The sequence below is a fragment of the Mesorhizobium sp. M1399 genome (assembly GCF_040317735.1).
Taxonomy (GTDB): domain Bacteria; phylum Pseudomonadota; class Alphaproteobacteria; order Rhizobiales; family Rhizobiaceae; genus Mesorhizobium.
The window spans coordinates 131,260-157,300 of record NZ_JAMYKZ010000009.1; the positions used below are offsets into that span (position 1 = coordinate 131,260).

Below are 26,041 nucleotides of genomic sequence, written 5' to 3' on the forward strand. Positions count from 1 at the left end.
GACGCGGCTCGCTCGATGCCGATTGAGGACCCGTTCAAGCACTCGACACTGGGCTCCGGCGTCTTCTACCAGGATCCGCGGGCCGCATTGACATGGCTTGAAAAGGCTTTCGGCTTCGAGCCGAGCATGGTGGTCAGCGATACCGATGGCAGGCTCGTCCATTCCGAGATGCGGTTCGGCGACGGCTATATCATCATCGATTCCGAATGGGCCGACCATATAGCCAGCCCGGCTTCAGTTGCAGGCAAGAACACGCAGTCGGTCTATGCGCGCCTCAAGGACGGGATAGATGCCCACTGTGATCGTGCAAGGGCGGCGGGAGCCGAGATCGTCGAGGAGCCTGCCGACTACGGTGAACGGCAGTACAGGGCGCGCGATCCTGAAGGCCATGTCTGGACCTTTTCCCAGACTGTCCGCTCCGTCCCACGCGAAGAGGCTGAGCGGCTGGGCGGACTGAAGATCGAAGGCTGGCATCGATAGCTATGAGCGGACTTGTTCGCTCTTATCCGGTTTGGAGCCAAGGCCGCGGCCTGATAAATCTTGCTTCCTGATTCGCACGACTCGGAAGCATAGATGGAGCGCCAGGCCGGCCGGATAATTCTGCTTTGGGGCTGGCGGCGCGCGCTGGTGGCGTTTCTTGCCGGCGCGCTGGCGGTTCTCGCTCAGGCGCCTTACGATTTCTTCGCCGTCTGTTTCGTTTCGTTCCCGCTGCTGGTGTGGCTTCTCGATGGCGCGACCGGCGAAGCCTCGGACGGTGTTCTGCGACGCTTGCTGCCGGCTTTCGCCATCGGCTGGTGGTTCGGTTTCGGCTACTTTCTTGCCGGTCTGTGGTGGGTTGGCTCGGCGCTTCTGGTCGAGGCCGACAGCTTCGCCTGGGCCTTGCCGTTCGCGGTGGTTGGCATCCCCCTCGCGCTGGCCTTCTTCTATGGCTTCGCCGCCGTGGTTGCCCGGCTGTTGTGGAGCAATGACATCGGCCGCATCGCCGCGCTCGCCTTCGGCTTTGCGCTGGCGGAATGGTTGCGCGGCTTCCTGTTCACCGGCTTTCCCTGGAATGCCGTCGGCTATGCGGCGATGCCGGTGCCTTTGCTGATGCAGAGCGTGTCGGTGACCGGCATGATCGGCATGAATGCGCTTGCAGTCTTCGTCTTTGCACTGCCGGCCCTGCTTGCGGCGCGCCGGCATCTTCGCCTCGGCGTGGCATTGCTTGTCGTTCTGGTCGTTGCCCATGCCGGCTTCGGCTATATCAGGCTCGCCGCCCCCGAAAAGCCGGCCGCCCGCAGCCTCGACGTCCGTATCGTGCAGCCTGCCGTCGACCTCACGGAAAAATGGGATGCCTCGGTGCGTGACCGCATCTTCGCCACCATGATGGGGCTTTCGGCCAAAGCGCCGGAACCCGGCCATGACAGGCCGCAGTTGATCCTGTGGCCGGAGACCTCCGTGCCGTTTCTGTTCACCGAACGTCCGGATGCCTTGCCTGCCATCGGAGAGATGCTCGGCGATGGCCAGATGCTGGTCGCCGGCGTCGTTCGCGAGGAAGGCGGCTCGGCGACCGGAAGCCGTTACTACAACTCGGTCGTGGCGATCGACGAAAGGGGCGAAATCGTCGATGCCGTCGACAAGGTTCATCTGGTACCGTTTGGTGAATACCTGCCTTTCGCCGATCTGCTCGGCCGCTTTGGGCTTGAGCAGCTTGTCGCCGGCCCAATGACCTTCGCGGCCGGCAATGAGCGGCACCCGATCACGCTGCCCGGCGGCATCCGGGCGCTGCCGTTTATTTGCTATGAGGTCATCTTTCCCGATCTGGTCGCGGTTGACGCCACGTCAGCCGAGCTTATTGTGAACGTCACCAATGACGCCTGGTTCGGCGACACGCCAGGGCCGTACCAGCACTTCAGGCAGGCGCAGATCCGGGCGGTGGAGAATGGGGTGCCCCTGTTGCGCGCGGCCAATAACGGCATTTCGGCCGTTGTCGACCCGCGAGGACGCATCGTCGACGCGCTGGCTATCGACGCACGCGGCGCCATCGATGTGCGTGTGCCGATCTCCAACCAAGCCATCGTTTCCTCCGGCCAACGACGCATTAACGGAATGCTGATCATGTTTTTGCTTGCCGTTGCGGCATGCATTTTGAACGTAAGGCAAAGGCTACGGGCGAATTGACAGCCGACACATTAGAAACTCATACTGTAAGCGCCTGAAAATTCTCGAAGTCGATAAGGTCGTTCTGTTGGGGCACGGGCCGCGGCGTCGTTTGGGCAGCAAAATAGAAAAAGCCGGAAAAATTCGGCGAGGAAAAAATGACAGAAGAAAACAAGAAAAAGCCGAATCCGATCGACATCCACGTCGGAAGCCGCATCCGGCTTCGCCGCAATATGCTGGGAATGAGTCAGGAAAAACTGGGCGAAAACCTCGGCATAACGTTCCAGCAGATCCAAAAGTACGAAAAAGGCACCAATCGCGTCGGCGCCAGTCGTTTGCAGGCAATCGCCTCGATACTCGGCGTTCCCGTCGCCTTCTTTTTCGAGGATGCGCCCGGTCAGGAGGCCGTGGGCAACCGTGGATTTGCCGAGGATGCGTCGATGACCTCCGCCGTCGAATTCTGCGGCAGCCCGGAAGGCCTCCAGCTGAACCGCGCCTTCGTCAAGATCGCCGACGTGAAAGTGCGTCGCAAGATCATCGAGCTTGTGAAGTCGCTCTCCGTCGACGAGGTCGATTGACTGGCCGTAGCCGGGCATGCAATTTCTCGTGGCTGAGTGCACCGTGGGATGTGCATTCCGCAGATGCGCCGACGCGCGGATCGATTTTGCTCGACATGCTTCCACGAAACCGTTCTCTTCAGCCTGTGAGTGCAAGAGATGAGGGTAGTGCGCCCTGCCGCCGTCTTCTGGACGCAAAGATAATAACGTCAAAATTCATGCTAGAACGGCTGCACGACTTGACGAGCGGCGCCCGGCACCGTTAACAACTGGCGCGCCAAAATCGGCGGCCTGCCGATATTTTTTCAAGAGGGGACACCCGTGACGCGGCACAATTATTTCTTCACCTCGGAATCCGTTGCCGAGGGCCATCCCGACAAGGTCTGCGATCGTATCTCCGACGAGATTGTCGATCTCGTCTACCGCGAGGCCAGAAAGACCGGCATGGACCCGTGGAAAGTCCGCGTCGCCTGCGAGACGCTCGCGACGACCAATCGCGTTGTCATCGCCGGTGAAGTGCGCGTCCCCGAGACGCTGCTCAAGAAGGACAAGGAGGGCAACGTCCTGAAGGATGCGGCCGGCCATCCGATTGTCAACCCGGCCAAGTTCAAGTCGGTCGCACGCAAGGCAATCCGCGAAATCGGCTACGAGCAGGCCGGCTTCCACTGGAAGACGGCCAAGATCGAGGTCCTGCTGCACGGCCAATCGCCGGATATCGGCCAAGGCGTCGACAACGCTTCCGACCGGCAAGGCGAGGAAGGAGCCGGCGATCAGGGCATCATGTTTGGCTATGCCTGCCGCGAAACGCCGGACCTGATGCCGGCGCCGATCTATTACAGCCACAAGATCCTCGAATTGCTGGCCGCTGCGCGCCATGAGGGCAGCGGTGATGCCGGCAGGCTCGGGCCGGATGCCAAGAGCCAGGTGACAGTCCGCTATGTCGACGGCAAAGCGGCGGAAGTGACGCAGATCGTGCTGTCGACCCAACATCTCGATGAGACGTGGGATTCGAAGAAGGTGCGCAACGTCGTCGAGCCCTATATCCGCGAAGCACTAGGCGACCTGAAGATCGCCGACAATTGCAATTGGTACATCAACCCGACTGGCAAGTTCGTCATCGGCGGACCTGACGGCGACGCCGGCCTGACCGGCCGCAAGATCATCGTCGACACCTATGGTGGGGCTGCGCCCCATGGCGGCGGCGCCTTCTCCGGCAAGGACACCACCAAGGTCGACCGCTCGGCCGCCTATGCGGCGCGCTATCTCGCCAAGAACGTGGTTGCCGCGAAGCTTGCCGATCGCTGCACTATCCAGCTTTCCTATGCGATCGGTGTCGCCCAGCCGCTGTCGATCTACGTCGACCTCCACGGCACCGGCAAGGTCGACGAGGCAAAGCTCGAGCGTGCACTGCGCACTGTGATGGACCTATCGCCGTCCGGCATCCGCCGCCACCTCGATCTCAACAAGCCGATCTATGCCAAGACGTCGTCCTACGGCCATTTTGGCCGCAAGGCCGGCCGCGACGGATCCTTCTCCTGGGAGAAGACCGATCTCGCCAAGGCGCTCAAGGACGCTCTCGCCGAACCGGTCGCCGAAGCAGTCGCCGCCTAACAACGGCGCCTATGGACCCGAAGGACCGGCCAAGCCGTGCGACCGAGGCGTTTTTCGGTCGCCGGCGCGGCAAGACCATCCGACCGCAGCAGGCGGCGGCGCTGGAGAGCGGCTTCGCCGCCTACAGGCTCGATCTGACGGTTGAACCGCCGGCCGATCTGCGCAGCCTTTTCGAAGCCGAAGTTTCCGCTGTCCAGCTCGAAATCGGTTTTGGCGGCGGCGAACATCTTCTGCACCGTGCCACGGCCAGCCAGGCGACCGGCTTTATCGGCGTCGAGCCTTTCGTCAACGGCATGGCCAAGATGATGATGGCGGTCCGGGAGCGGCCGCTTGCTAATCTGCGCGTCTATGACGACGACGCCACACGCCTGCTTGACTGGCTGCCGCAGGCTTCGCTTGACGGCATCGACCTTCTCTACCCGGATCCGTGGCCGAAGAAGAAGCACTGGAAGCGGCGCTTCGTCAGCCCGGTCAATCTCGACCGCTTCGCGCGCGTCTTGAAGCACGGCGGAAAGTTCCACTTTGCGTCAGACATCGACAGCTATGTGAACTGGACGCTGCTGCATTGCCGGGCGCATGGCGCCTTCACGTGGCAGGCAAACGAAGCAGCCGACTGGCGTCGGCCCTATGATGGCTGGCCGGGGACGCGCTATGAGGCCAAGGCCATTCGCGAGGGCCGACGGCCCGCCTATCTCACCTTTGTGCGGAAATAGCAGGAAGTCCGAGCTGAGCGGCCGAAGGCTCTCCTGTTCACTTGGCTTAGAAGCGGCGGATTTTATCGAAGGCTGCCGGCTCCATGCCCAGATTGCGCAGATCATTCGCACGCGGCTTGCGACCGTTTTCCACAGCACGCGACGCTGCTACGGCGCTGCCAAACACGCTAAAAAAGTCGCCTATGGCTGAAAAAAATCCACGATTGTTCATGATCGGATCCTTCCAAGCGTAGTGAGCGCTCCAATTGTGCAATGCAACATAGATAGTCGTGCGTTGCCGGTGCTCAAAGGAGGATTACTGCATGGGCGCCATGCATTTGGCGCAGCGCTGCGGACTCGGAGCCTTGCCGTCATGCACGACGGGCTTGAAACGACGGCCACGATCGTCTATATCAGCTTCAAATTCTTGGTCGGTATGACGAAGAGTGGGTCCACCCGGTCCCGCTCTTTTTTATTACCTGCCGGCCAAGCAGGAATCGAACGACAGGGACCGAATGACAGTGACGGCAAGCGAAGGCGACGACCGCATCATCCGCGAAAGCGGCATCGATGCGCGCATCGCGCTGATCGTTCAGCCGGTACTGCGCGCCATCGGTTTCCGCTTGGTACGTGTGCATCTGTCGGGCCAGAACGGGCTGACGCTGCAGATCATGGCCGAGCGCGAGGACGGCACGATGACTGTCGAGGATTGTGAAGAGGTCAGCCGGGCAGTATCGCCGGCGCTCGATGTCGATGATCCGATCGAGAAGGCTTATCATCTCGAAGTGTCGTCGCCGGGCATCGACAGGCCGCTGGTCCGCAAATCGGACTTTGCAGCCTGGACCGGCCATCTGGTGAAGATGGAAACGTCGGTTCTCGTCGCCGACCGCAAGCGCTTCAAGGGCAAGATCGCCGAAAGCGACGCGGACGGTGTGCTGATCGAGCGCGACAAGGCCGCTTACGGCGAGGAGCCGACGGTGCGTGTTCCCTACGATGCGATTGCCGAAGCGCGGCTGGTTCTGACCGATGATCTTATCCGCGATGCGCTGTCGAAGGATAACCGGGCGCGCAAGGAAGCCAGAAAACGCCGCGGCGAACCCGAAGACGCACCAGAGGGTGCGGAAGACGAAACCGAACAGGAAATGTGATTGGGCTGCCGGCCGTAAGGTCGGCAACAAGCTCGGGAGAAAGAAGATGGTTGTAAGCGCCAACAGGCTTGAACTGCTGCAGATCGCCGATGCGGTCGCGCGTGAAAAGTCGATCGACAAGTCGATCGTCATCGCCGCTATGGCCGATGCGATCCAGAAGGCCGCGCGCTCGCGCTACGGCCAGGAAACCAATATCCGGGCCGATATCAATCCGAATACCGGCGAGATGAAGCTGCAGCGGCTGATGGAAGTGGTCGAGAAGGTCGACGACTACGCGACGCAGATTGCCATTTCCTCGGCGCGCGAGCGCAATCCGGACGCCCAGCTCGGCGATTTCATCGCCGAACAGCTGCCGCCGATGGATTTCGGCCGCATCGCCGCCCAGTCGGCCAAGCAGGTCATCGTGCAGAAGGTGCGCGAGGCCGAGCGCGACCGGCAATATGACGAGTACAAGGACCGTATCGGCGAGATCGTCAACGGCACCGTCAAGCGTGTCGAATACGGCAACGTCATCGTCGATCTCGGCCGCGGCGAGGCGATTATCCGCCGGGACGAGCTGATCCCGCGCGAAAACTATAAATATGGCGATCGCGTCCGCGCCTACGTCTATGACGTGCGCCGCGAACAACGCGGCCCGCAGATATTCCTGTCGCGCACCCATCCGCAGTTCATGGCGAAACTGTTCACCATGGAAGTGCCGGAAATCTACGACGGTATCATCGAGATCAAGTCGGTCGCCCGCGATCCGGGTTCGCGCGCCAAGATCGCTGTCATCTCCCGTGACAGCTCCATCGATCCGGTCGGTGCCTGCGTCGGCATGCGCGGCAGCCGCGTCCAGGCGGTCGTCGGCGAATTGCAGGGCGAGAAGATCGACATCATTCCGTGGTCGCCCTCGGCCGCGTCCTTCATCGTCAATGCATTGCAGCCGGCGGAAGTCGCCAAGGTCGTGCTCGACGAGGATGCCGAGCGCATCGAGGTCGTCGTCCCCGACGACCAGCTGTCGCTGGCCATCGGTCGCCGCGGCCAGAACGTCCGTCTTGCCTCGCAGCTCACCGGCTGGGATATCGACATCCTGACCGAGCAGGAAGAGAGCGAACGGCGCCAGAAGGAATTCGTTGAACGGTCGTCGCTGTTCATGGAAGCCCTCGACGTCGACGAGATGGTCGGCCAGGTGCTCGCTTCCGAAGGCTTCACCAGCGTCGAGGAGGTCGCGTATGTCGATTCCGGCGAAATCGCGTCGATCGACGGCTTCGACGAGGACACGGCTTCGGAGATCCAGACCCGCGCCCGCGAATATCTGGAGAAGATCGAAGCCGAGCATGACGAGAAGCGCAAGGCGCTCGGCGTTAAGGACGAGCTGCGCGAGATTCCCGGCATCACCACCGCCATGATGGTGACGCTCGGCGAGGACGGCGTGAAGACGATCGAGGATTTCGCCGGCTACGCCGCCGACGACCTGACCGGCTGGAAGGAACGCAAGGACGGCGAGACGAAGGTATTCCCGGGTGTGCTCGCCAACCACGGCGTGTCGCGCGCCGATGCCGAGCAAATGGTCTTGGCCGCTCGCCTGAAGGCTGGCTGGATCACCGAAGACGAGCTTGCCGCCGAGGGCGTGCCGGCTGACGAAACCGTCGGTGCGTGAGGTGAAACCGCATCGCACCGAACCCGCCCTTGGACGAGATGAACGATCGCACCTGCATCGTCACCCGCAGGCAAGCCGAACCGGATGAGCTGATCCGTTTCGTCGTCGGCCCGGATTCGGCCGTCGTTCCGGACATCAAGAGAAACCTGCCCGGCCGCGGTTGCTGGGTGACCGCCGACCGCCTACATATAGACAAGGCAGCGGCGAAAAACCTGTTTGCCCGTGCTTTTAAGGCGCAGGTGACCGTGCCAGCCGATCTTGGCGGCATGGTCGACGCGCTGCTTTCCAGGTCCGCTCTGGGCATGCTTGGCCTGGCCCGCAAGGCGGGCGCCATAGCGCTCGGAGCGACCAAGGTCGAGAGCGCCGTGCGCGGCGGACTTGCACTTTTCGTGCTCCACGCGACCGAGGCTTCCGACGATGGCGTCCGCAAGATAAGCCAGGCGCGACGGGCAACCGTCCACCTCGGCGGGCCTGCGATCCGCGCTTACAAACTTTTCTCCGAGGCCGAGTTGAGCTTGGCATTGGGGGGTACAAATGTGATACATGCTGCCGTTCTCGCGGGAGACGCGGGCAGGGCGGTCCAGAAGCGCATGGTTGCGCTCGACCGATATCGGGGCGGTTCCCCGGACGATCTGGCAATGCTTGCGGCCGTTGCTGACGAAGATGATGCCGCAGAGGATATGGAATGAGCGATACGAAATCGGGCGACGACAAGACGCTGAGTGTTACGCCGAAGAAGACCTTGACGCTGAAGCGCCCCGGTATGGAACAGGGCACGGTGCGCCAGAACTTCTCGCACGGCCGCACCAAATCGGTGGTTGTCGAGACCAAGAAGCGCAAGTTCTCGCTGCCCGGCGACAAGCCGGAGCCGGCGGCAGCGCCTGTGTCCGTCTTCACGCCGAAGCCGGTCGCGGCAGCGCCTGCCGTGCAGGAAGCCCCCAAGGCGCCGCCGCCTCCGCCGCCGGTCGAACGCGGCGGCATGGTGCTGAACGAGTTGTCGCGCCAGGAAATGGAAGCACGCCGCCGGGCTCTCGAGGGCTCGAAGGTCCGTGACGTCGAGGATCGCCAACGCGCCATCGAGGAGGCCAAGCGCCGCAGCGAGGACGAGGAGCGCCGCCGCCGCGAGCGCGAGGAATCGGCTCGCCGTCAGGCCGAGGAAGAGGCACGGCTGCAAGCCGAGGCTGAATCCCGCCGCCGTGCCGAGGAAGAGGCACGCCGCCGTGCGCCGCTGGCCGCCGAACTGGCGACAGTCGATGACGAGGAAGAGGTCAAGCCGAAGCGGACCGGTGCCGGCGCACCAGTGCGCCGTCTGGTCACGCCCGAAGTGGCGCGTCCGGCCAAACCGACCAAGGGCGAGGAAGACCGCCGCCGCGGCAAGCTGACGCTGAATTCGGCGCTTTCCGACGAGGATGCGCGCGCCCGCTCGCTGTCGTCGATGCGCCGCCGTCAGGAGAAATTCAAGCGCGCGTTGCATAATGAGCCACGCGAGAAAGTCATGCGTGAAGTGATCCTGCCCGAAACCATCACCATCCAGGAGCTGGCGCAGCGCATGTCCGAGCGCGCTGTCGACGTGGTCAAGTTCTTCATGAAGCAGGGCCAGATCCTGAAGCCTGGCGACGTCATCGACGCCGACACGGCCGAACTCGTCGCGACCGAATTTGGCCACACGGTCCGCCGCGTCGCCGAGTCCGACATCGAAGAGGGCTTGTTCAACATCGCCGATCGTCCCGAGGACCTGCAGCCGCGTCCGCCGGTGGTAACCATCATGGGCCATGTCGATCACGGCAAGACCTCGTTGCTCGATGCCATCCGAAATGCCAACGTGGTGTCCGGCGAAGCCGGTGGCATTACGCAGCATATCGGCGCCTATCAGGTCGAGAAGAACGGTAACAAGATTACCTTCATCGACACGCCCGGCCACGCCGCCTTCACGGCGATGCGTGCCCGCGGTGCCCAGGCGACCGATATCGCCATCCTGGTGGTGGCGGCCGACGACAGCGTGATGCCGCAGACGATCGAATCGATCAACCACGCCAAGGCGGCCGGCGTTCCGATCATCGTGGCGATCAACAAGATCGACAAGCACGACGCCGACCCGCAGAAGGTGCGCTCGGAACTGCTGCGCCATGAGGTGTTCGTCGAATCCATGGGCGGCGAGGTGCTGGATGTCGAGGTGTCGGCGACCAAGGGCATCAATCTCGACAAGTTGCTCGAAGCGATCCTGCTGCAGGCCGAAATCCTCGACCTGAAGGCCAATCCGGACCGCACCGCCGAAGGCGTTGTCATCGAAGCCCAGCTCGACAAGGGCCGCGGCCCAGTCGCAACCGTGCTGGTGCAGACCGGCACGCTGATGCCGGGCGACATTCTCGTCGCCGGCAACGAGTGGGGCCGGGTGCGCGCGCTGGTCAACGATCGCGGCGATCAGGTCAAGGAAGCGCCGCCGGCAATGCCGGTGGAAGTCCTCGGTCTGCAAGGTACGCCGCTGGCCGGCGACCGCTTCGCCGTTGTCAACAACGAAGCCCGCGCCCGCGAGATCACCGAATATCGCCAACGTCTGGCGCGCGAGAAGGCGGTGGCCAGGCATGCCGGCCAGCGCGGCTCGCTTGAACAGATGATGTCGCAATTGCAGACCAGCGGATTGAAGGAATTCCCGCTGGTCATCAAGGGCGACGTGCAGGGCTCGATCGAGGCGATCAACGCGGCGCTCGACAATCTCGGCACCGACGAGGTGCGCGCCCGCATCGTCCATGCGGGCGCCGGCGGCATCACCGAAAGCGACGTGTCGCTGGCGGAGACCTCGGGGGCTGCGATCATCGGCTTCAACGTTCGTGCCAATGTGCAGGCGCGTGCGGCCGCGGCTGCGGCAGGCATCGAGATCCGCTACTATTCGATCATCTACAATCTCGTCGATGACGTTAAGGCGGCGCTCTCCGGCCTGCTATCACCGGAGCGTCGCGAGACCTTCATCGGCAATGCCGAGATCCTCGAGATCTTCGACATCACCAAGGTCGGCAAGATCGCCGGCTGCCGTGTCACCGAAGGCAAGGTCGAGCGTGGTGCGGGCGTGCGCCTGATCCGCGACAACGTCGTCATCCACGAAGGCACGCTGAAGACCCTGAAGCGCTTCAAGGACGAGGTTTCGGAAGTTCCGGGCGGTCAGGAATGCGGCATGGCCTTCCAGAACTACGAGGACATGCGCGTCGGTGACGTCATCGAGTGCTTCCGCGTCGAGATGGTAACCAGGACGCTCTGAGTTCGAGCGTCTTGAGTTCGAGCATCTATTGAGACCGGGCGGTGGTCGAAAGGCCGCCGCCCAAACCATATGAGACATGCGGCGCGGTTCCATCCCGCGCTTCACGATTTCAGGACCGAGGAAAATGCCCCGTTCGACCCCGTCAGGCCCATCCCAGCGCATGCTGCGCGTCGGCGAGCAGGTGCGCCATGCGCTATCCGAAACCTTGCAGCGCGGCGAGATCCTCGATCCGCTGATCGAGAACACAGTGGTCTCGGTCTCCGAAGTGCGCATGTCGCCCGATCTGAAGATCGCCACCGCCTTCGTCTCGCCGCTCGGCGCCAAGGATGCCGGTGCGGTGGTCGAAGCGCTCAACAAGCATGCGAAGTTCGTCCGCGGCCGCGTCTCCGGCGCCCTTCGGCAGATGAAGTACATGCCGGAATTCCGCTTCCGGCTCGATACCAGCTACGACAATTTCCAGAAGATCAACGAATTGCTGCACTCGCCCGAAGTGGCGCGCGATCTCAGCGCCGACGACAAAGACAAAGACGACCGGAAGGATAGCGAATAGTGGCGCGCCGCGGCAAGAAGAAGGGCCGGCCGATCTCGGGCTGGCTGGTACTGGACAAGCCGGTCGGCATGGGCTCGACCGAAGCCGTCTGCAAGATCAAATGGCTGTTCCAGGCGGAAAAGGCCGGCCATGCCGGCACGCTCGACCCGCTGGCGTCGGGCATGCTGCCGATCGCGCTTGGCGAGGCGACGAAGACTGTGCCTTACGTCCAGGACGGCGCCAAGGTCTACCGCTTCACCGTCGCCTGGGGCGAGGAGCGTTCGACCGACGACCTCGAAGGCGCGGCGACCAAAAGCTCAGACCTCCGTCCGGCGGAATCCGAAGTGCTGGCGCTGCTTTCGAAATATACCGGCGTGATCATGCAGACACCGCCGCAATTCTCAGCGATCAAGATCGCCGGCGAGCGCGCCTACGACCTTGCCCGCGACGGCGAGACGGTCGACATTCCGGCACGCGAGGTCGAGATCGGCCGGCTCGACCTGGTCGAGCACATGGCCGATCGCACCATCTTCGAGGTCGAATGCGGCAAGGGCACCTATGTCCGCTCGCTGGCGCGCGACATGGGGCGCGACCTTGGCTGTTTTGGTCACATCGCCGAGCTGCGGCGGGTCGAGGTCGAGCCGTTCACGCAGGAAGATTTCGTCACCTTGGCCGAGCTGGAGGCCGCCCGCTTCGGCGAACAGAGCGAGGACGCTTCGCAAGCAGCGGACGCGCCGATCGACTTCGGTGCCATCGATGCACTTCTGGTCGACACCGCCGCGGCGCTCGAATGCTTGCCGCAGGTTGCGATCAGCGACGATGCGGCAACCAAAATCCGCCTCGGCAATCCGGTCATCATTCGCGGCCGTGACGCGCCGGTAGAAGCTGAGGAGGCCTGCGCCACCGCGCGCGGCAAGCTGGTCGCCATCGGCGCCATCGAGCAAGGCATGTTCAAGCCAAAGCGGGTCTTTGTCGGGTAACAGCTGTCGCCCGGCGCATGATCTCCAAACCGGATTCTATTTTGGGAAAGGATCATGCGCTAAATCAACAGGGCTACGGCGTCGTTTGTCGTCCGAAAAGATGCGCTGTGCTGTAGTGCCGTTCGACGCTGCACTCGAGGGGGCACATGGCAAAGGCTGACACGGTCAACAAGCGAGCGGCGCTCAAAACACGGCGGCCACCGGTCGGGGCTTCGCCGGGCACGCTGATCGCCGACCCGGCGGCGCGCCGCTCCGAGCTCAGGCTGACATTGATCTCGCCTGAGAAGTTCAAGACGATCGACAATGCCAGCATCGACGACGTCAACACTCATTGCCACAATTGGCCGATCATCTGGCTCGACTGCACCGGCCTCGCCAACATCCAGCTGATCGAGGAGATCGGCGGGATCTTCAACCTGCATCCGCTGGCGCTGGAAGATGTCGTCAACACCGGTCAGCGGCCCAAGGTGGATTTCTTCGAGGACCATGCCTTTGTCGTCGTCAGGATGATCGACGATGTCACCGCCCATCGTTACGAACAGATCGCCGTCTTCTTCGGCAAGAACTTCGTCGTCACCTTCCAGGAGCGCGAAGGCGACCCGTTCGATCCCGTGCGCAAGCGGATCGCGAGCTCGGTGCCCAACCGCTTGCGCTCGCGCGGCGCCGACTATCTCGCCTATGCTTTGATCGACGCCATCGTCGACAGCTATTTCCCGCCGATCGAGGCTGCCGGCGAATTGGTCGACAGCATCGAGGACCAGATGCTGAACCAGGCGCACAAGCACCAGATGCGGCAGCTTCACGAATTGCGGCGCGACGCCAATGTGCTGAAGGGCGTGCTTTGGCCGATGCGCGACGCGCTGGCGACCATGATCCGCAACGACGTCTCTTATGTGAAGGCCGAAACCAAATTATTCCTGAACGACACGCTGGATCATTCGCTGCGATTGATCGAACTGGTCGAAACCCAGCGCGATATGCTGACCGGCCTGATCGAGATGCACCTGTCGCTCAGCCAGGCGCGCACCAACGACGTCATCAGCTATTTGACCATCGTCTCGGTGATCTTCATGCCGCTCACCTTTCTCGTCGGCGTATGGGGCATGAATTTCGACCCCGACACCTCGCCCTGGAACATGCCGGAGCTGAAAGCCTATTACGGCTATCCCCTGTCGCTCGTCTTCATGGCGATTGTTGCGGTCGGGCTCTACGCATACTTCAAATGGAAGAAATGGCTCTGACCATGCGGAAGTGCCCGTTTATGCAGCAAAAAGCCGGCTTGTGAATTGGGCTGGCCTTTTTGTCGGAATTGCACTATATGCGCCGCAGCTTCGCGCTTTGACGCGTTGCTTGCACCGGCCCCTGCTGGACGACATCCCGGCTGAGGGCGTCCCGTTTCCTCAAACAGACAAGGAAAAACACGATGTCGATTACTGCCGAACGCAAGAAGGAATTGATGGGCGAATTCGCAACCGCCAAGGGCGATACCGGGTCTCCGGAAGTCCAGGTGGCGATCCTTTCCGAGCGCATCAAGAACCTGACCGATCATTTCAAGGACCACAAGAAGGATAACCATTCCCGCCGTGGCCTGCTCGCTCTCGTTTCCCAGCGCCGCAGCCTGCTTGATTATCTCAAGCGCAAGGACGACGCGCGCTATCAGACGCTGATCGAGAAGCTCGGTCTGCGCCGTTGACGAATTGACCGGCGGGTTCTTTCGAGAGCCCGCCGGTCGCGCATTGGAGCATCGGATCATCCAAGGCTCCAATGAAGAAAGCAGAGCGCCGCGCACCGGTTTGGATGCGCAAAGGACGCTCTGAAGTTTTAGATTTGCGCAGGATACTTTCCGAAAACCTGGTTTTCGGGTTCACGCGCAAGGCCAGTCGGATCGATTGGCCAACCCGGTTTCGAAACAGCAGAGGGCCACTCGAAACCGCCCATGGACGGTCATGGGGCAGGATTGCAGGACGCTCGCGCGGCAAATGCGCCGAATAGCCGAGCTTCCCGTTGTCTTGCCCGTGGCTGCCCGAGAAAGGAAGCCAAGGGAAAGGGGCATCCGCGCACGCTGCAACGGCGCGGCCCTTTCCGCATACGAAGGACAAGATATGTTCAATTACCACAAAGTGGAAATCGAATGGGGCGGCCGTCCGCTCATTCTCGAAACCGGCAAGATCGCACGTCAGGCTGACGGCGCGGTGCTGGCCACCTATGGCGAAACCAAGGTTCTCGCCACCGTCGTCTCGATGAAAGAGCCGAAGCCCGGCCTCGATTTCTTTCCCCTGACGGTCAACTACCAGGAAAAGACTTACGCCGCCGGCAAGATCCCGGGTGGCTATTTCAAGCGTGAAGGCCGTCCGAGCGAGAAGGAAACGCTGGTTTCCCGCCTGATTGACCGCCCGATCCGCCCGCTCTTCGCCGAAGGCTACAAGAACGACACCCAGATCGTTGTCACCGTCGTCCAGCACGATCTCGAAAATGATCCGGACATCCTGTCGATCGTCGCCACCTCCGCCGCACTGACCTTGTCCGGCGTGCCGTTCATGGGCCCGGTTGGTGGCGCCCGCGTTGGCTACATTAACGGCGAATACGTGCTCAACCCGCATGTCGACGAGATGCAGGAATCGAAGCTCGACCTGGTCGTCGCCGGCACCGCCGACGCCGTGCTGATGGTCGAGTCCGAAGCCAAGGAACTCGGCGAGGATCTGATGCTCGGCGCCGTCATGTTCGGCCACAGGGGCTTCCAGCCGGTGATCGACGCGATCATCAAGCTGGCCGAAGTCGCCGCCAAGGACCCGCGCGATTTCACCGCGCCGGACTATTCCGCGCTTGAAGCCGAGATGCTCAAGATCGTCGAAGGCGAGCTTCGCGATGCCTACAAGATCACCGACAAGCAGAAGCGCTATGCCGCCGTCGACGCCGTCAAGGCGAAGGTCAAGGCCGCGTTTGCGCCGGCAGAAGGCGAAGAGGCCAAATACACGTCCGAACAGATCGGCACCGTGTTCAAGGAACTCCAGGCCAAGGTCGTGCGCTGGAACATCCTCGACACCGGCTCGCGCATCGACGGCCGCGACCTGAAGACGGTCCGCAAGATCGTCTCGGAAGTCGGCGTCCTGCCGCGCACACACGGCTCGGCGCTGTTCACTCGCGGCGAGACCCAGGCGCTGGTCGTCGCCACGCTCGGCACCGGCGAGGACGAGCAGTATGTCGATTCGCTGACCGGCATGTACAAGGAGAAGTTCCTCCTGCACTACAATTTCCCTCCCTATTCGGTCGGTGAAACGGGCCGTATGGGTTCGCCCGGCCGCCGCGAAATCGGCCACGGCAAGCTCGCCTGGCGCGCCATCCGGCCGATGCTGCCGACCGCCGACCAGTTCCCCTATACGTTGCGCGTCGTTTCGGAGATCACCGAGTCCAACGGCTCGTCCTCGATGGCTACCGTCTGCGGCACCTCGCTGGCGCTGATGGATGCCGGTGTGCCGCTGGCCAAGCCGGTCGCCGGCATTGCGATGGGCCTGATCAAGGAAGGCGAGCGCTTCGCCGTGCTCTCCGATATCCTCGGCGACGAGGACCACCTCGGCGACATGGATTTCAAGGTTGCCGGCACCGCCTACGGCATCACCTCGCTGCAGATGGACATCAAGATCGAGGGCATCACCGAAGAGATCATGAAGATCGCCCTCGACCAGGCCAAGGATGGCCGTCAGCACATTCTCGGCGAAATGGCCCATGCGCTGTCCGGCGCGCGTGCCGAGCTCGGCGAGTTCGCGCCGCGCATCGAGGTCATGCACATCCCGACCGACAAGATCCGCGACGTGATCGGCTCGGGCGGCAAGGTCATCCGCGAGATCGTCGAAAAGACCGGCGCCAAGATCAACATCGAGGATGACGGCACGGTCAAGATCGCTTCGGCCAACGCCAAGGAAATCGAGGCGGCGAAGAAGTGGATCCACACCATCGTCGCCGAGCCGGAAGTCGGTGAAATCTACGAAGGCACGGTCGTCAAGACCGCCGACTTCGGCGCTTTCGTCAACTTCTTCGGTCCGCGTGACGGCCTCGTCCACATCTCGCAGCTCGCCAATGATCGCGTCGCCAAGACCTCCGATGTGGTCAAGGAAGGCGACAAGGTCTGGGTCAAGCTGATGGGCTTCGACGAGCGCGGCAAGGTCCGCCTGTCGATGAAGGTCGTCGACCAGGCCACCGGCAAGGAAATCGCCCGCGATAAGAAGAGCGAAGGCGAAGAAAACGCCGCCTAAGCGGGGTTGCGTTCCGTCGAACGCATAAAGCAATCGAAGCGGGCGCGCCGGAAGGTCGCGCCCGTTTGCATTTCAACAACAGCCTTGCAGTTCAAGAGTGGTGAATGTCCGCCGAGCCGCTGAAGACGCTTTTCCATCCTTTCGAGGCCGGGACCGTTTCCCTGCCGCGAAAGGATGAACGTATTCTTTTTCTCGGTGCCGAGCCCGGCTTTCGCTTGCTCGAAGGCTTCGATGCCAAGCTTCATCTCGTCCAAGGCTTCAGGCCGCATTTTCGCGCCTTGCAGGCGTCCGGCTTCACCGTCACGCCGCAAGTGGAAGGCAAGGCTTTCGACGCGGCGCTAGTGCTCGCTGGCCGCCATCGCGGACAAAACGAGGTGCGCGTCGCAGAAGCGATCGAGCACGTGGCATCAGGCGGGTTGATCGTCGTCGCCGGCGGTAAGGACGATGGTATCGCCAGCCTGCGCAAGCATGTCGGCGCCCTTGTGCCGCCCGAAGGCCACCTGCCGAAGCATCACGGCATTGCCTTCTGGTTTCGCCGGCCGGCCGATACCGTTGCCGCGGCAACGCTTCGCGCCGCCAATCCGGACTTGGTGGTCGAGGACCGCTTCCGCACGGCCCCAGGCATGTTTTCGTTCGACAAGATCGATGCCGGATCGAAGCTGCTGGTCGAAAATCTGCCCAACGATCTGCGTGGCAGCGTTGCGGATTTCTGTGCCGGTTGGGGCTATGTCGCCGCCGAGGTCGCCGCCCGCTCACCCGGCATATCGGCGCTTGACCTTTACGAAGCGGATTTCGAGGCGCTGGAGGCGGCGAAGGTCAATGTCGGCAACACAGGCCTGGAGCCACGTTTCTTCTGGATAGATCTTTTGAGCGAGCCGGTCGAGCACCGCTACGATGTGATCGCCATGAACCCGCCCTTTCACCGCAGCCGGGCGACTGAGCCCGAAATCGGTGCCGGCATGATCCGCGCGGCAGGCAAGGCGCTGAAGCCGGGCGGCCGGCTGTTCATGGTGGCGAACCGTCAGCTTCCCTACGAACCGGTGCTGGCGGCCGCCTTCTCCAGCCATGCGGAGCTCGCCCGCGACGGCATGTTCAAGGTCTTCTCGGCGCGACGCTGAAACGCTGCGGGGCAAGCCGGCGACACGTCGCTCGCGCTATTCCCGCCCGCCGTCGGTTTGCTTCAACTCGTCAAGCGTCGGCATGGACACGATGTGATAGCCGGAATCGACATAGTGGATTTCGCCGGTGACGCCGGAGGACAGATCGGACAGCAGATAGAGCGCTGAGCCGCCGACTTCGTCGATTGTCACCGTGCGGCGTAGCGGCGAGTTGCGCTGCTGGTAGGAGAACATGTGGCGTGCGTCGGAAATCCCGGCGCCGGCAAGCGTCCGCACCGGTCCAGCCGATATGCCGTTCACCCTGATGCCGCGCGGGCCGTAGTCGTTGGCTAGATAGCGGACGCTGGCCTCCAGCCCGGCCTTGGCGACGCCCATGACGTTGTAGTTCGGCATGACGCGGACCGAACCGGCATAGGTCAGCGTGATCATCGAACCGCTATCCTTCATCAACGTGGCGGCGTGACGGGCGACCTCGGTGAAGGAGTAGCAGGAGATCACCATGGTGCGGATGAAGTTGTCGCGGCTGGTGTCGGCGTAGAGGCCTTTCAGCTCGTTCTTGTCGGAAAAGCCGATGGCATGGACGACGAAATCCAGCCCGCCCCACGCCTTGCCCAAAGTCTCGAAAGTCGCGGCGACCGATGCGCTGTCCTCGACGTCGCAAGGTACCACCAGCGATGCGCCCAGTTTCTCGGCGAGCGGCTTGACGCGGCGCCCGAAGGCCTCACCCTGATAGGTGAAGGCGAGATCCGCGCCATGTTCGGACAGTTTGCGGGCGATGCCCCAGGCGATCGAATGATCGTTGGCGACGCCCATGACAAGCCCGCGCTTGCCCTTCATCAATCCGTCCATGGTCGGCAAATCCTTATGCGGAATAGCGCTGGAAAATCAGCGTAGCGTTGGTGCCACCGAAACCGAACGAATTGGACAAAACGGTGTCGATCCTGGCTTCGTCGATGCGCTTGCGCACGATCGGCATGCCTTCGAATTCCGGATCGAGGTTGTCAATGTGGGCGCTCTCGCCGATAAAGCCGCCTTGCATCATCAGGATCGAGTAGATCGATTCCTGCACGCCGGCCGCACCCAGCGAATGACCGGTCAGCGATTTGGTCGACGTGATGAAAGGCATCTTCTCGCCGAACACCTCGCGGATGGCGCCCATTTCCTTGGAGTCGCCGACCGGCGTCGAAGTGCCGTGCGTATTAATATAGTCGACCGGCGAGGACACCGTTGCGAGCGCCTGCTTCATGCAGCGAGCCGCGCCTTCGCCCGACGGCGCCACCATGTCGTAGCCGTCGGAGGTGGCGCCATAGCCGACGATCTCGGCATAGATCTTGGCGCCGCGTGCCTTGGCATGCTCGAGCTCTTCAAGAATCAGCACGCCGGCGCCGCCGGCAATGACGAAACCGTCGCGATCGACGTCGTAGGCGCGCGAGGCGACTGATGCCCTGTCGTTGAACTTGGACGACATGGCGCCCATGGCATCGAACAGATCCGACATCGTCCAGTCGAGATCCTCATGACCGCCGGCGAAGACGATGTCCTGCTTCCCCCACTGGATCAGCTCGTAGCCATTGCCGATGCAATGCGCTGACGTCGAGCAGGCCGATGAGATCGAATAGTTGACGCCGTGGATCTTGAACCAAGTGGCAAGCGTCGCTGAAGCGGTCGACGACATCGCTTTTGGCACCGCGAACGGGCCGATCCGCTTGGGGCTGCCGTTTTTGATCGTCGTCTCGGCCGCTTCGACGATTGCACGGGTCGACGGTCCGCCGGAGCCCATTACGATGCCGGTGCGCTCGTTGGTGATGTCGGTCTCGTCGAGGCCGGCGTCTGCGATCGCCTGGTCCATCGCGACATGGTTCCAAGCAGCACCTTGCGACAGGAAGCGCATGGCGCGACGGTCGATCATTCCCGACGGATCCAGCGTCGGCGCTCCCCACACCCGGCAACGGAAGCCATGCTCGGCGAAAGAGTCGGAAAAGCTGATGCCGGACCTGGCATCATGCAAGGAGGCCTGCACCTCGTTGGCATTGTTGCCGATCGACGACACGATGCCGAGACCTGTGACTACGACCCGTCTCATTCGCAACTCCTTCCAGCACGGACCTCCGAAACCTGATTAAGTTTCCGGAACGGAACCATGCGCAAATTAAAGTGCTACAGCGTCCTTTAGATGTCCAAGACGTGGCACTGTTGGTCTTCGCTCAGCCGGCGGCCGATTGCTTGGACAGACCGACCTTCAGATCCGTTGCCGCATATATGGGCTCGCCATCTGCCTTCAGCCAGCCATCGGCGATGCCAAGCACAAGCCGACCGCGCATCACTCGCTTGAAGTCGACGCCATACTCCACCTTCTTGACCGAAGGCGTGACCATGCCTTTGAATCTCACCTCACCTGTCGACAGCGCCATTCCCTTGCCTGGTTCGCCGAGCCATCCAAGGTAGAAACCCGTCAACTGCCACATGGCGTCCAGGCCCAGGCATCCCGGCATGATCGGATTGCCGATGAAATGGCAGGCGAAAAACCACAAATCCGGCTTGATATCGAATTCTGCGCGGATGAAACCCTTGTCGAACGCACCGCCGGTTTCGCTGATCTCGGTGATGCGGTCGAACATCAGCATCGGCGGATAGGGCAGTTGCGCATTTCCCGGTCCGAACAGCTCGCCGCGGGCGCAGGCAAGCAATTCCTCGTAACCGTAGCTGGATTTCGAACCCGCCATCAATCTCGTCCCCGTGATCGTCCCGGGCGATAGGCGCCCATGCTGGTGGTTTCCTAACACAATCTGTTTCAGGCCGGAAACCGGCGTTTGCGCTTAACCTGCCCGTCTGCCCGGGTCAATGCGCGCTATTGATCGCATTCGGCCGACAGAATATATGTCAGGACACGTCCAATTTCGGCAGATGCTCTATTTCTGCCATTTTGGACGTGTCTGAGACGGAACTGTGGGCGCGACGGATAGATGGATCTGGGTTGCCGGAAGGATAATGTCGCTGTGGACAAGCGGGTTCGCGAAGCCGGTCTCAGGCCGACACGCCAGCGTATCGCGCTGGCCGATCTGCTTTTCGCCAAGGGCGACCGCCACCTTTCGGCCGAGGAACTGCACGAGGAAGCGCTTGCCGCCGGCGTGCCGGTGTCTCTGGCCACCGTCTACAATGCTCTGCACCAGTTCACCCAGGCTGGCCTTTTGCGCATCCTTGCCGTCGAGGGATCGAAGACCTATTTCGACACCAACACCTCCGATCACCATCATTTCTATATCGAGGGCGAAAACAGGATCTTCGATATCGACAGCGGCCCGGTGACGGTTTCCAACCTGCCGGAACCGCCGGAAGGCATGGAGATCGCCAATGTCGATATCGTGGTGAGACTGCGTCCGAAACGCTGCGACTGACCGGCGCCTTATGAATTTCCTGGATTTGACGCTCCGGCTCGAATGGGTCGCCGTCGCGGTGGCGGCTCTTGTCTTCTATGCAATGGCCGGTGCTTCCTGGTGGCTATTTGCAGTGCTCGTCCTGGCGCCCGACCTGTCGATCCTGGGTTACATGGCCGGGCCGCGCGTCGGGGCCGTCGCCTACAACACCTTGCACATACTGGTCTTGCCCGTTCTGCTGGCGCTTTTCGGCAGCGTCTTTGACAATGCATTGGCGACATCCGTTGCGCTGATCTGGATCGCCCACATCGCCATCGACCGCGCCCTGGGCTATGGCTTGAAGCTGTCGAGCAGTTTCCAGGATACCCATCTCGGCCGCATCGGCGGCTAGATCATCCCCGAATTGAAGAACAGCGAAACAAAATGCCGGATCCGGTGCTTGCAGCGCTGGCCTGACCTCCGGTTCGGAAGCGTCAGTTCTTGACCTTTTCGCCGGGATAGGCGCCCCAGACGAGCGACTGGGCGAGCCAGCCGGTATGGCCGTCGAAGGTCATTTCGCACCATTGGCCATCGCAGGACTTGATCGTGCCCATCACCCCCGGTTCGAGGATCGCGATGACGCTTGCATCTTTTGCCGGGTCGTCGAGGAGGTTGATGCGGGCGTCCTTGCCGCGCTGCCAGGGGGCGACGATCGCCGTGCGGCGGCCCGAAAGCAGCGACTGATTGATCCAGCCTTCCGAGCCGTCGGCATCGCGCACGCGGCGCCATGTATCGAACTCCTGGATGATCTCCATCGGCAGGCCTGGTTTCATGTACATCCAATCGACGGAATAGTTGACGCCCGGCCCGACGCGCGAGTTGACGCGGCCGGATTTCAGGCTGACGAAGCGCGGCAGCGGCAAGCCGCTTGGTCCGAGCGTGACGCTCTGGGCGGGGGCCGCGGCACTTTGCGCCATCACCAGTGGGCTATGGATGAGAGCGCCGAGGAATGCTGCACTGAGGGTCAGGCGGAGCGACGCGAAACCAGACACTTTCGTTCCTTTCGGCGCCGGCCCATCGGCCTTCGCGCCCCTTTTTCTTTGTCTTCGGCGGAACCACTTGTTACATGGATGACCGGTACCGCGATCGGCTCTCAGTTTCGCCGTTCTTGGTTAAAGAGGTCTCAACGAGATCGGGTTCGAGGAAACAATGGCAGGCAAAAAGAAGCCCCTCGTCGTCATCACGCGCAAGTTGCCCGACCCGGTCGAGACCCGCATGCGCGAGTTGTTCGACGCCCGGTTGAATGTCGAGGACAGGCCGATGACGCAGCCGGAACTGGTGGCGGCGGTCAAGGAGGCTGACGTGCTGGTGCCGACCGTGACCGATAATATCGACGCGGCGCTGATTGCCCAAGCCGGCGACAAGCTCAAGCTGATCGCCAATTTCGGCAATGGCGTCGACAAGATCGACGTTGCGGCAGCGGCCAAGAAAGGCATCACCGTCACCAATACGCCGAACGTGCTGACCGAAGATACGGCCGACATGACCATGGCGCTGATGCTGGCCGTGCCGCGACGGCTGGCCGAAGGCGCCAACGTGCTGACCGGGGACAAGAAATGGGCGGGCTGGTCGCCGACCTGGATGCTCGGCCGTCGCATCTGGGGCAAACGGCTCGGCATTGTCGGCATGGGTCGCATCGGCACCGCCGTCGCCAGGCGCGCCAAGGCCTTTGGCCTCTCGATCCACTACCACAACCGCCACCGCGTGCTGCCGGCAATCGAGGACGAGTTGGAAGCCACATATTGGGAAAGCCTCGACCAGATGCTTGCCCGTATGGACATTATCTCGGTCAATTGCCCATCGACACCGGCAACCTTCCACCTGCTTTCGGCGCGGCGGCTGGCGCTTCTGCAACCGTCCGCTTACATAGTCAACACCGCGCGCGGCGATATCATCGATGAGGAATCGCTGGTCAAGCTCATCCATGACGGCAAGATCGCCGGCGCCGGCCTCGACGTCTACGAGCACGAGCCGGCGCTGAACAGCAAGCTTCTGAAGCTCGCCCACAAAGGCAAGGTCGTGCTGTTGCCGCATATGGGCTCGGCGACGCTCGAAGGCCGCATCGACATGGGTGAGAAGGTGATCATCAACATCCGCGCCTTCTTCGATGGCCATCGTCCGCCCGACCGCGTGCTGCCGCTGCGGGCGTGACCTGCCATCATGCCGGCATGGCCTTGCCGCGGCAACCACGCGTTCGTCTTTGGATAGTGTTGGCTTACGAAAGCGCCTTGCGCATGGTGATTGAGGTCGGCCGGTCGTAGCCCTTGTGCGCTGTCCGTTCGGTTTCGCGAAAGCCGAGGCGGGCGAAGGCAGCGTGGTTTCCGGTCAGTTCGACCCGGGTCTGGAGCTCGATGGCGGCCCGGTTGTGGCTACGGGCAAGATCTTCGACAGCCTGCATCAGCCGCTTTCCGATGCCTTGTCCCTGAAGAGCCGGCACAACCGCGAGCTTTCCGACATAGAGGTCGTCTGCCCGCTCCAGGATGAAGACGCAACCGACGATCTCGCTTTCCTTCAGCGCCAGGAATCCTGTCTCCTCCAGCGCTTTAGCCCTAAGATTTTCGACAGTGAGCCGATGCGCCGAGGACGGCGGATCAATAACGTCTTCCATGAAGGCGAAGGCGCGCATGACCAGTGCCAAGACCTCGTCCCAACGATCGAAGTCGGCCGCAAGCTGCACAATGGAAACGTCGGCAGGCAGGCTCACCGGCTAGTTCGCTTGTAGCGGATCGTGTCGAAGCGTGCCGCCAGTGCATCATAGAGCAGCAGTCGCCCGACCAGCGGCTCGCCAATCCCGGTGATCAGCTTGATTGCCTCCATGGCTTGCAGCGTGCCGATGACCCCGCTCAGCGCGCCGACAATGCCGGCCACCGCGCAGGACGGCACCAGTCCCGGCGGCGGCGCTTCGGGAAAAAGATCGCGGTAGCTTGGGTTCAACGTGCCGTCCGGACCGGTTTCGAACGGCTTCAGCACCGTGACCGAGCCGTCGAAGCGGCCAACGGCGGCATGGACGAGCGGCCGGCTTTCGGCGGCGCAGGCGTCGGCCACGGCGTAGCGCGTCTCGAAATTGTCGGAGCCGTCAACGACGATGTCATAATCGGCGATGAGGGCAGGGGCGTTGTCCGCGGTCAGCCTGAAATTGTGCTCTTCCACGACGACGTTTGGATTGATGCGGATGATCGCCGCCTTGGCGCTTTCGGTTTTCGCCATGCCGACATCGCCCGTGGCGTGGATCACTTGTCGTTGCAGGTTGGAAAGCGAAACGATGTCGTCGTCGACGATACCGAGTGTGCCAATCCCTGCGGCGGCGAGATATTCGAGCACCGGCGCTCCCAACCCGCCGGCGCCGATGACCAGCACCCGCGCTCGCTTTAGCCGCTGCTGGCCGGCGCCGCCGATTTCGGGCAGCACGATGTGGCGGGCGTAGCGTTCGAGCTCTTCGTCGGTGAGGGCGGCTGTGATCATCGCCGGACCATATAACGGAGGAAAAAACTTGTCAGGCGTCAATGCATGCGGCTCAGAAATGCGTCATGGACGAAGTTCAGATGGTCGGCCTGACCTTGCCGTGATCGACGGTCAGGAACTGCGCGCGTCCCTTGAGGCTGTCAAACAACGCGGCATCGGTCCCGGTCATGAAAGCCTGGCAGTTCAGCTCCTCCAGGATCGAGAACAAGGCCGCGCGCCGGCCGCCGTCGAGATGGGCGGCGATCTCGTCGAGCAGCAGGATCGGCGTCATGCCCGACATCTCGCCGGTTAGCCGTGCATGCGACAAGACAATGCCGACCAGCAGCGCCTTCTGCTCGCCGGTCGAGCAGAGTTCGGCCGGCATTGCCTTGGGCCGGTGGCGCACCACGAGATCGGAACGGTGCGGGCCGTCGAGCGTGCGTCCGGCGGTGCGGTCACGGTCGCGCCCTTGGGCAAGCGCACGACGGAACCGTTCCTCGACGTCGACGGCCGGCGAAATGCCGACTTCGCCTTCCAGTTCCCCCGAGATGCCGATGTCGGCTTGCGGAAACGGTCCGTCGCCGGGCAGACGGTCGATCATGGCGGCGAGCAGGCGCACCAGTTCGGCACGCGCCGCGGCAATTGCCACGCCGGTCTCCGCCATTTGCATCTCGATGGCATCGAACCAGGCACCGTCGCGCGAACCGTCGGCGAGCAGCCTGTTGCGGCCGCGCATTGCCTTTTCGTAGTCAAGCGCGCGCTGGCCGTGGCCGGGGTCGATCGCCAGCACCAGTCGGTCGAGGAAGCGCCGACGGTCGGCGGCTGGCCCGGGGAACAGGCCGTCCATGGCCGGTGTCAGCCAGACCACGCGCAGCCATTCCAGCATGTCTTCGGCTGAGCGCGCCGCCGCGCCGTTGATCCGCACCCGCCTGCCGCCTTCGCTGTCGCTGCCTGCAATCCCGGTACCGATCTCGACCTGGCCGTCCGGCCCGTCAAGCCGGGCATGCAGCGCAAAGCCACCGTCGCCGCCTTCGCGCGCCACCTCGGCATAGGGTGCGCGGCGCAGGCCGCGGCCTGGCGTGAACAGCGAGATCGCTTCAAGCAGATTGGTCTTGCCGGCGCCATTGTCGCCGGAGAAAACCACAGCACCGGGATCAAGGTCGATTGCCAACGCCGCATAATTGCGGAAATTCGTAAGTGTAAGCTTACTTATGTAAGTCTGCCGCGGGTTTGCAAATCTGGTCACGACAGCAGATGGCCTCGTTCGG

At 62.5% G+C, this 26,041-nt stretch carries 26 protein-coding genes; 18 read left to right on the plus strand and 8 right to left on the minus strand.

Annotated features, from left to right (window positions below):
- Window positions 1-15: 15 nt before the first annotated feature.
- The 5 genes from NKH05_RS17415 to trmB all read left to right on the plus strand — a co-directional run bounded on the left by NKH05_RS17415 (window position 16) and on the right by trmB (window position 5,020).
- Window positions 16-480 (plus strand): VOC family protein, encoded by a 465-nt coding sequence (locus NKH05_RS17415; RefSeq protein WP_352483240.1) that lies wholly within the window; start codon window positions 16-18, stop codon window positions 478-480.
- A gap of 93 nt (window positions 481-573) precedes the next feature.
- A complete protein-coding gene (gene lnt / locus NKH05_RS17420) occupies window positions 574-2,160 on the plus strand; it encodes an apolipoprotein N-acyltransferase (RefSeq protein ID WP_352790818.1) in 1,587 nt (528 codons plus the stop codon).
- 137 nt (window positions 2,161-2,297) lie between these two features.
- Window positions 2,298-2,717, plus strand: coding sequence for a helix-turn-helix domain-containing protein (locus NKH05_RS17425; protein WP_023719568.1), 420 nt, complete (start codon window positions 2,298-2,300; stop codon window positions 2,715-2,717).
- 300 nt (window positions 2,718-3,017) lie between these two features.
- Window positions 3,018-4,307 (plus strand): methionine adenosyltransferase, encoded by a 1,290-nt coding sequence (gene metK, locus NKH05_RS17430; RefSeq protein ID WP_023719567.1) that lies wholly within the window; start codon window positions 3,018-3,020, stop codon window positions 4,305-4,307.
- An 11-nt stretch (window positions 4,308-4,318) separates the two neighbouring features.
- Complete coding sequence (gene trmB, locus NKH05_RS17435; RefSeq protein WP_352493771.1) at window positions 4,319-5,020, plus strand: tRNA (guanine(46)-N(7))-methyltransferase TrmB; 702 nt, start codon at window positions 4,319-4,321, stop codon at window positions 5,018-5,020.
- 46 nt (window positions 5,021-5,066) lie between these two features.
- On the opposite strand, the gene NKH05_RS17440 is transcribed toward trmB, so the two are convergent.
- Window positions 5,067-5,231 carry a hypothetical protein gene (locus NKH05_RS17440; protein WP_023719565.1) on the minus strand — a complete coding sequence of 55 codons (165 nt, stop codon included), beginning with the start codon at window positions 5,229-5,231 and terminating at the stop codon, window positions 5,067-5,069.
- Between the two features lie 283 nt (window positions 5,232-5,514).
- Between NKH05_RS17440 and rimP the strand changes: the two genes are divergently transcribed.
- The 10 genes from rimP to NKH05_RS17490 all read left to right on the plus strand — a co-directional run bounded on the left by rimP (window position 5,515) and on the right by NKH05_RS17490 (window position 17,919).
- On the plus strand, window positions 5,515-6,147 hold the full coding sequence (gene rimP, locus NKH05_RS17445; RefSeq protein WP_023719564.1) for a ribosome maturation factor RimP: 633 nt from the start codon (window positions 5,515-5,517) through the stop codon (window positions 6,145-6,147).
- A gap of 46 nt (window positions 6,148-6,193) precedes the next feature.
- Window positions 6,194-7,789 carry a transcription termination factor NusA gene (gene nusA / locus NKH05_RS17450; RefSeq protein WP_023719563.1) on the plus strand — a complete coding sequence of 532 codons (1,596 nt, stop codon included), beginning with the start codon at window positions 6,194-6,196 and terminating at the stop codon, window positions 7,787-7,789.
- 38 nt (window positions 7,790-7,827) lie between these two features.
- Complete coding sequence (locus NKH05_RS17455; RefSeq protein WP_023719562.1) at window positions 7,828-8,478, plus strand: RNA-binding protein; 651 nt, start codon at window positions 7,828-7,830, stop codon at window positions 8,476-8,478.
- On the plus strand, window positions 8,475-11,042 hold the full coding sequence (gene infB / locus NKH05_RS17460) for a translation initiation factor IF-2 (RefSeq protein ID WP_023719561.1): 2,568 nt from the start codon (window positions 8,475-8,477) through the stop codon (window positions 11,040-11,042). The genes NKH05_RS17455 and infB overlap by 4 nt, the downstream gene beginning before the upstream one ends.
- A gap of 124 nt (window positions 11,043-11,166) precedes the next feature.
- Complete coding sequence (gene rbfA, locus NKH05_RS17465; protein WP_292653998.1) at window positions 11,167-11,592, plus strand: 30S ribosome-binding factor RbfA; 426 nt, start codon at window positions 11,167-11,169, stop codon at window positions 11,590-11,592.
- Complete coding sequence (gene truB, locus NKH05_RS17470) at window positions 11,592-12,551, plus strand: tRNA pseudouridine(55) synthase TruB (RefSeq protein ID WP_353025802.1); 960 nt, start codon at window positions 11,592-11,594, stop codon at window positions 12,549-12,551. Before rbfA ends, truB begins: the two co-directional genes overlap by 1 nt.
- Before the next feature lie 146 nt (window positions 12,552-12,697).
- Window positions 12,698-13,792 (plus strand): magnesium/cobalt transporter CorA, encoded by a 1,095-nt coding sequence (gene corA / locus NKH05_RS17475; RefSeq protein ID WP_023719558.1) that lies wholly within the window; start codon window positions 12,698-12,700, stop codon window positions 13,790-13,792.
- Between the two features lie 140 nt (window positions 13,793-13,932).
- On the plus strand, window positions 13,933-14,244 hold the full coding sequence (gene rpsO, locus NKH05_RS17480; RefSeq protein ID WP_280940423.1) for a 30S ribosomal protein S15: 312 nt from the start codon (window positions 13,933-13,935) through the stop codon (window positions 14,242-14,244).
- A gap of 409 nt (window positions 14,245-14,653) precedes the next feature.
- The gene (gene pnp, locus NKH05_RS17485) at window positions 14,654-16,801 is read left to right on the plus strand and encodes a polyribonucleotide nucleotidyltransferase (RefSeq protein ID WP_023719557.1); all 2,148 of its coding nucleotides are present in this window, start codon (window positions 14,654-14,656) and stop codon (window positions 16,799-16,801) included.
- 104 nt (window positions 16,802-16,905) lie between these two features.
- A complete protein-coding gene (locus NKH05_RS17490) occupies window positions 16,906-17,919 on the plus strand; it encodes a class I SAM-dependent methyltransferase (protein WP_352493775.1) in 1,014 nt (337 codons plus the stop codon).
- Between the two features lie 36 nt (window positions 17,920-17,955).
- On the opposite strand, the gene fabI is transcribed toward NKH05_RS17490, so the two are convergent.
- The 3 genes from fabI to fabA form a co-directional block, all read right to left on the minus strand.
- A complete protein-coding gene (gene fabI, locus NKH05_RS17495; protein WP_023719555.1) occupies window positions 17,956-18,768 on the minus strand; it encodes an enoyl-ACP reductase FabI in 813 nt (270 codons plus the stop codon).
- 13 nt (window positions 18,769-18,781) lie between these two features.
- Window positions 18,782-20,002: a beta-ketoacyl-ACP synthase I gene (fabB, locus tag NKH05_RS17500; protein ID WP_023719554.1), complete on the minus strand. Its 1,221-nt coding sequence runs from the start codon at window positions 20,000-20,002 to the stop codon at window positions 18,782-18,784.
- A gap of 121 nt (window positions 20,003-20,123) precedes the next feature.
- Window positions 20,124-20,642: a 3-hydroxyacyl-[acyl-carrier-protein] dehydratase FabA gene (gene fabA / locus NKH05_RS17505; protein ID WP_352483234.1), complete on the minus strand. Its 519-nt coding sequence runs from the start codon at window positions 20,640-20,642 to the stop codon at window positions 20,124-20,126.
- A 240-nt stretch (window positions 20,643-20,882) separates the two neighbouring features.
- On the opposite strand from fabA, the gene irrA reads away from it, so the two are divergent.
- Both irrA and NKH05_RS17515 read left to right on the plus strand, forming a co-directional pair.
- Window positions 20,883-21,314, plus strand: a complete 432-nt coding sequence (gene irrA, locus NKH05_RS17510) for an iron response transcriptional regulator IrrA (protein WP_023676913.1) — start codon at window positions 20,883-20,885, stop codon at window positions 21,312-21,314.
- A 10-nt stretch (window positions 21,315-21,324) separates the two neighbouring features.
- Window positions 21,325-21,684: a DUF4260 domain-containing protein gene (locus NKH05_RS17515; RefSeq protein ID WP_023719552.1), complete on the plus strand. Its 360-nt coding sequence runs from the start codon at window positions 21,325-21,327 to the stop codon at window positions 21,682-21,684.
- 82 nt (window positions 21,685-21,766) lie between these two features.
- On the opposite strand, the gene NKH05_RS17520 is transcribed toward NKH05_RS17515, so the two are convergent.
- Complete coding sequence (locus NKH05_RS17520) at window positions 21,767-22,324, minus strand: SH3 domain-containing protein (RefSeq protein WP_023719551.1); 558 nt, start codon at window positions 22,322-22,324, stop codon at window positions 21,767-21,769.
- Window positions 22,325-22,481: 157 nt separating this feature from the next.
- On the opposite strand from NKH05_RS17520, the gene NKH05_RS17525 reads away from it, so the two are divergent.
- Complete coding sequence (locus NKH05_RS17525) at window positions 22,482-23,483, plus strand: 2-hydroxyacid dehydrogenase (protein ID WP_023719550.1); 1,002 nt, start codon at window positions 22,482-22,484, stop codon at window positions 23,481-23,483.
- Window positions 23,484-23,547: 64 nt separating this feature from the next.
- On the opposite strand, the gene NKH05_RS17530 is transcribed toward NKH05_RS17525, so the two are convergent.
- From NKH05_RS17530 to recF, 3 genes are all read right to left on the minus strand, one after another.
- Entirely contained in the window at window positions 23,548-24,036 is a 489-nt protein-coding gene (locus NKH05_RS17530; RefSeq protein WP_352549140.1) for a GNAT family N-acetyltransferase, read from the minus strand.
- Window positions 24,033-24,794, minus strand: a complete 762-nt coding sequence (locus NKH05_RS17535) for a molybdopterin-synthase adenylyltransferase MoeB (protein ID WP_353025803.1) — start codon at window positions 24,792-24,794, stop codon at window positions 24,033-24,035. Before NKH05_RS17535 ends, NKH05_RS17530 begins: the two co-directional genes overlap by 4 nt.
- A 76-nt stretch (window positions 24,795-24,870) precedes the next feature.
- Window positions 24,871-26,019: a DNA replication/repair protein RecF gene (gene recF / locus NKH05_RS17540; protein WP_353025804.1), complete on the minus strand. Its 1,149-nt coding sequence runs from the start codon at window positions 26,017-26,019 to the stop codon at window positions 24,871-24,873.
- Window positions 26,020-26,041 lie beyond the last annotated feature (22 nt).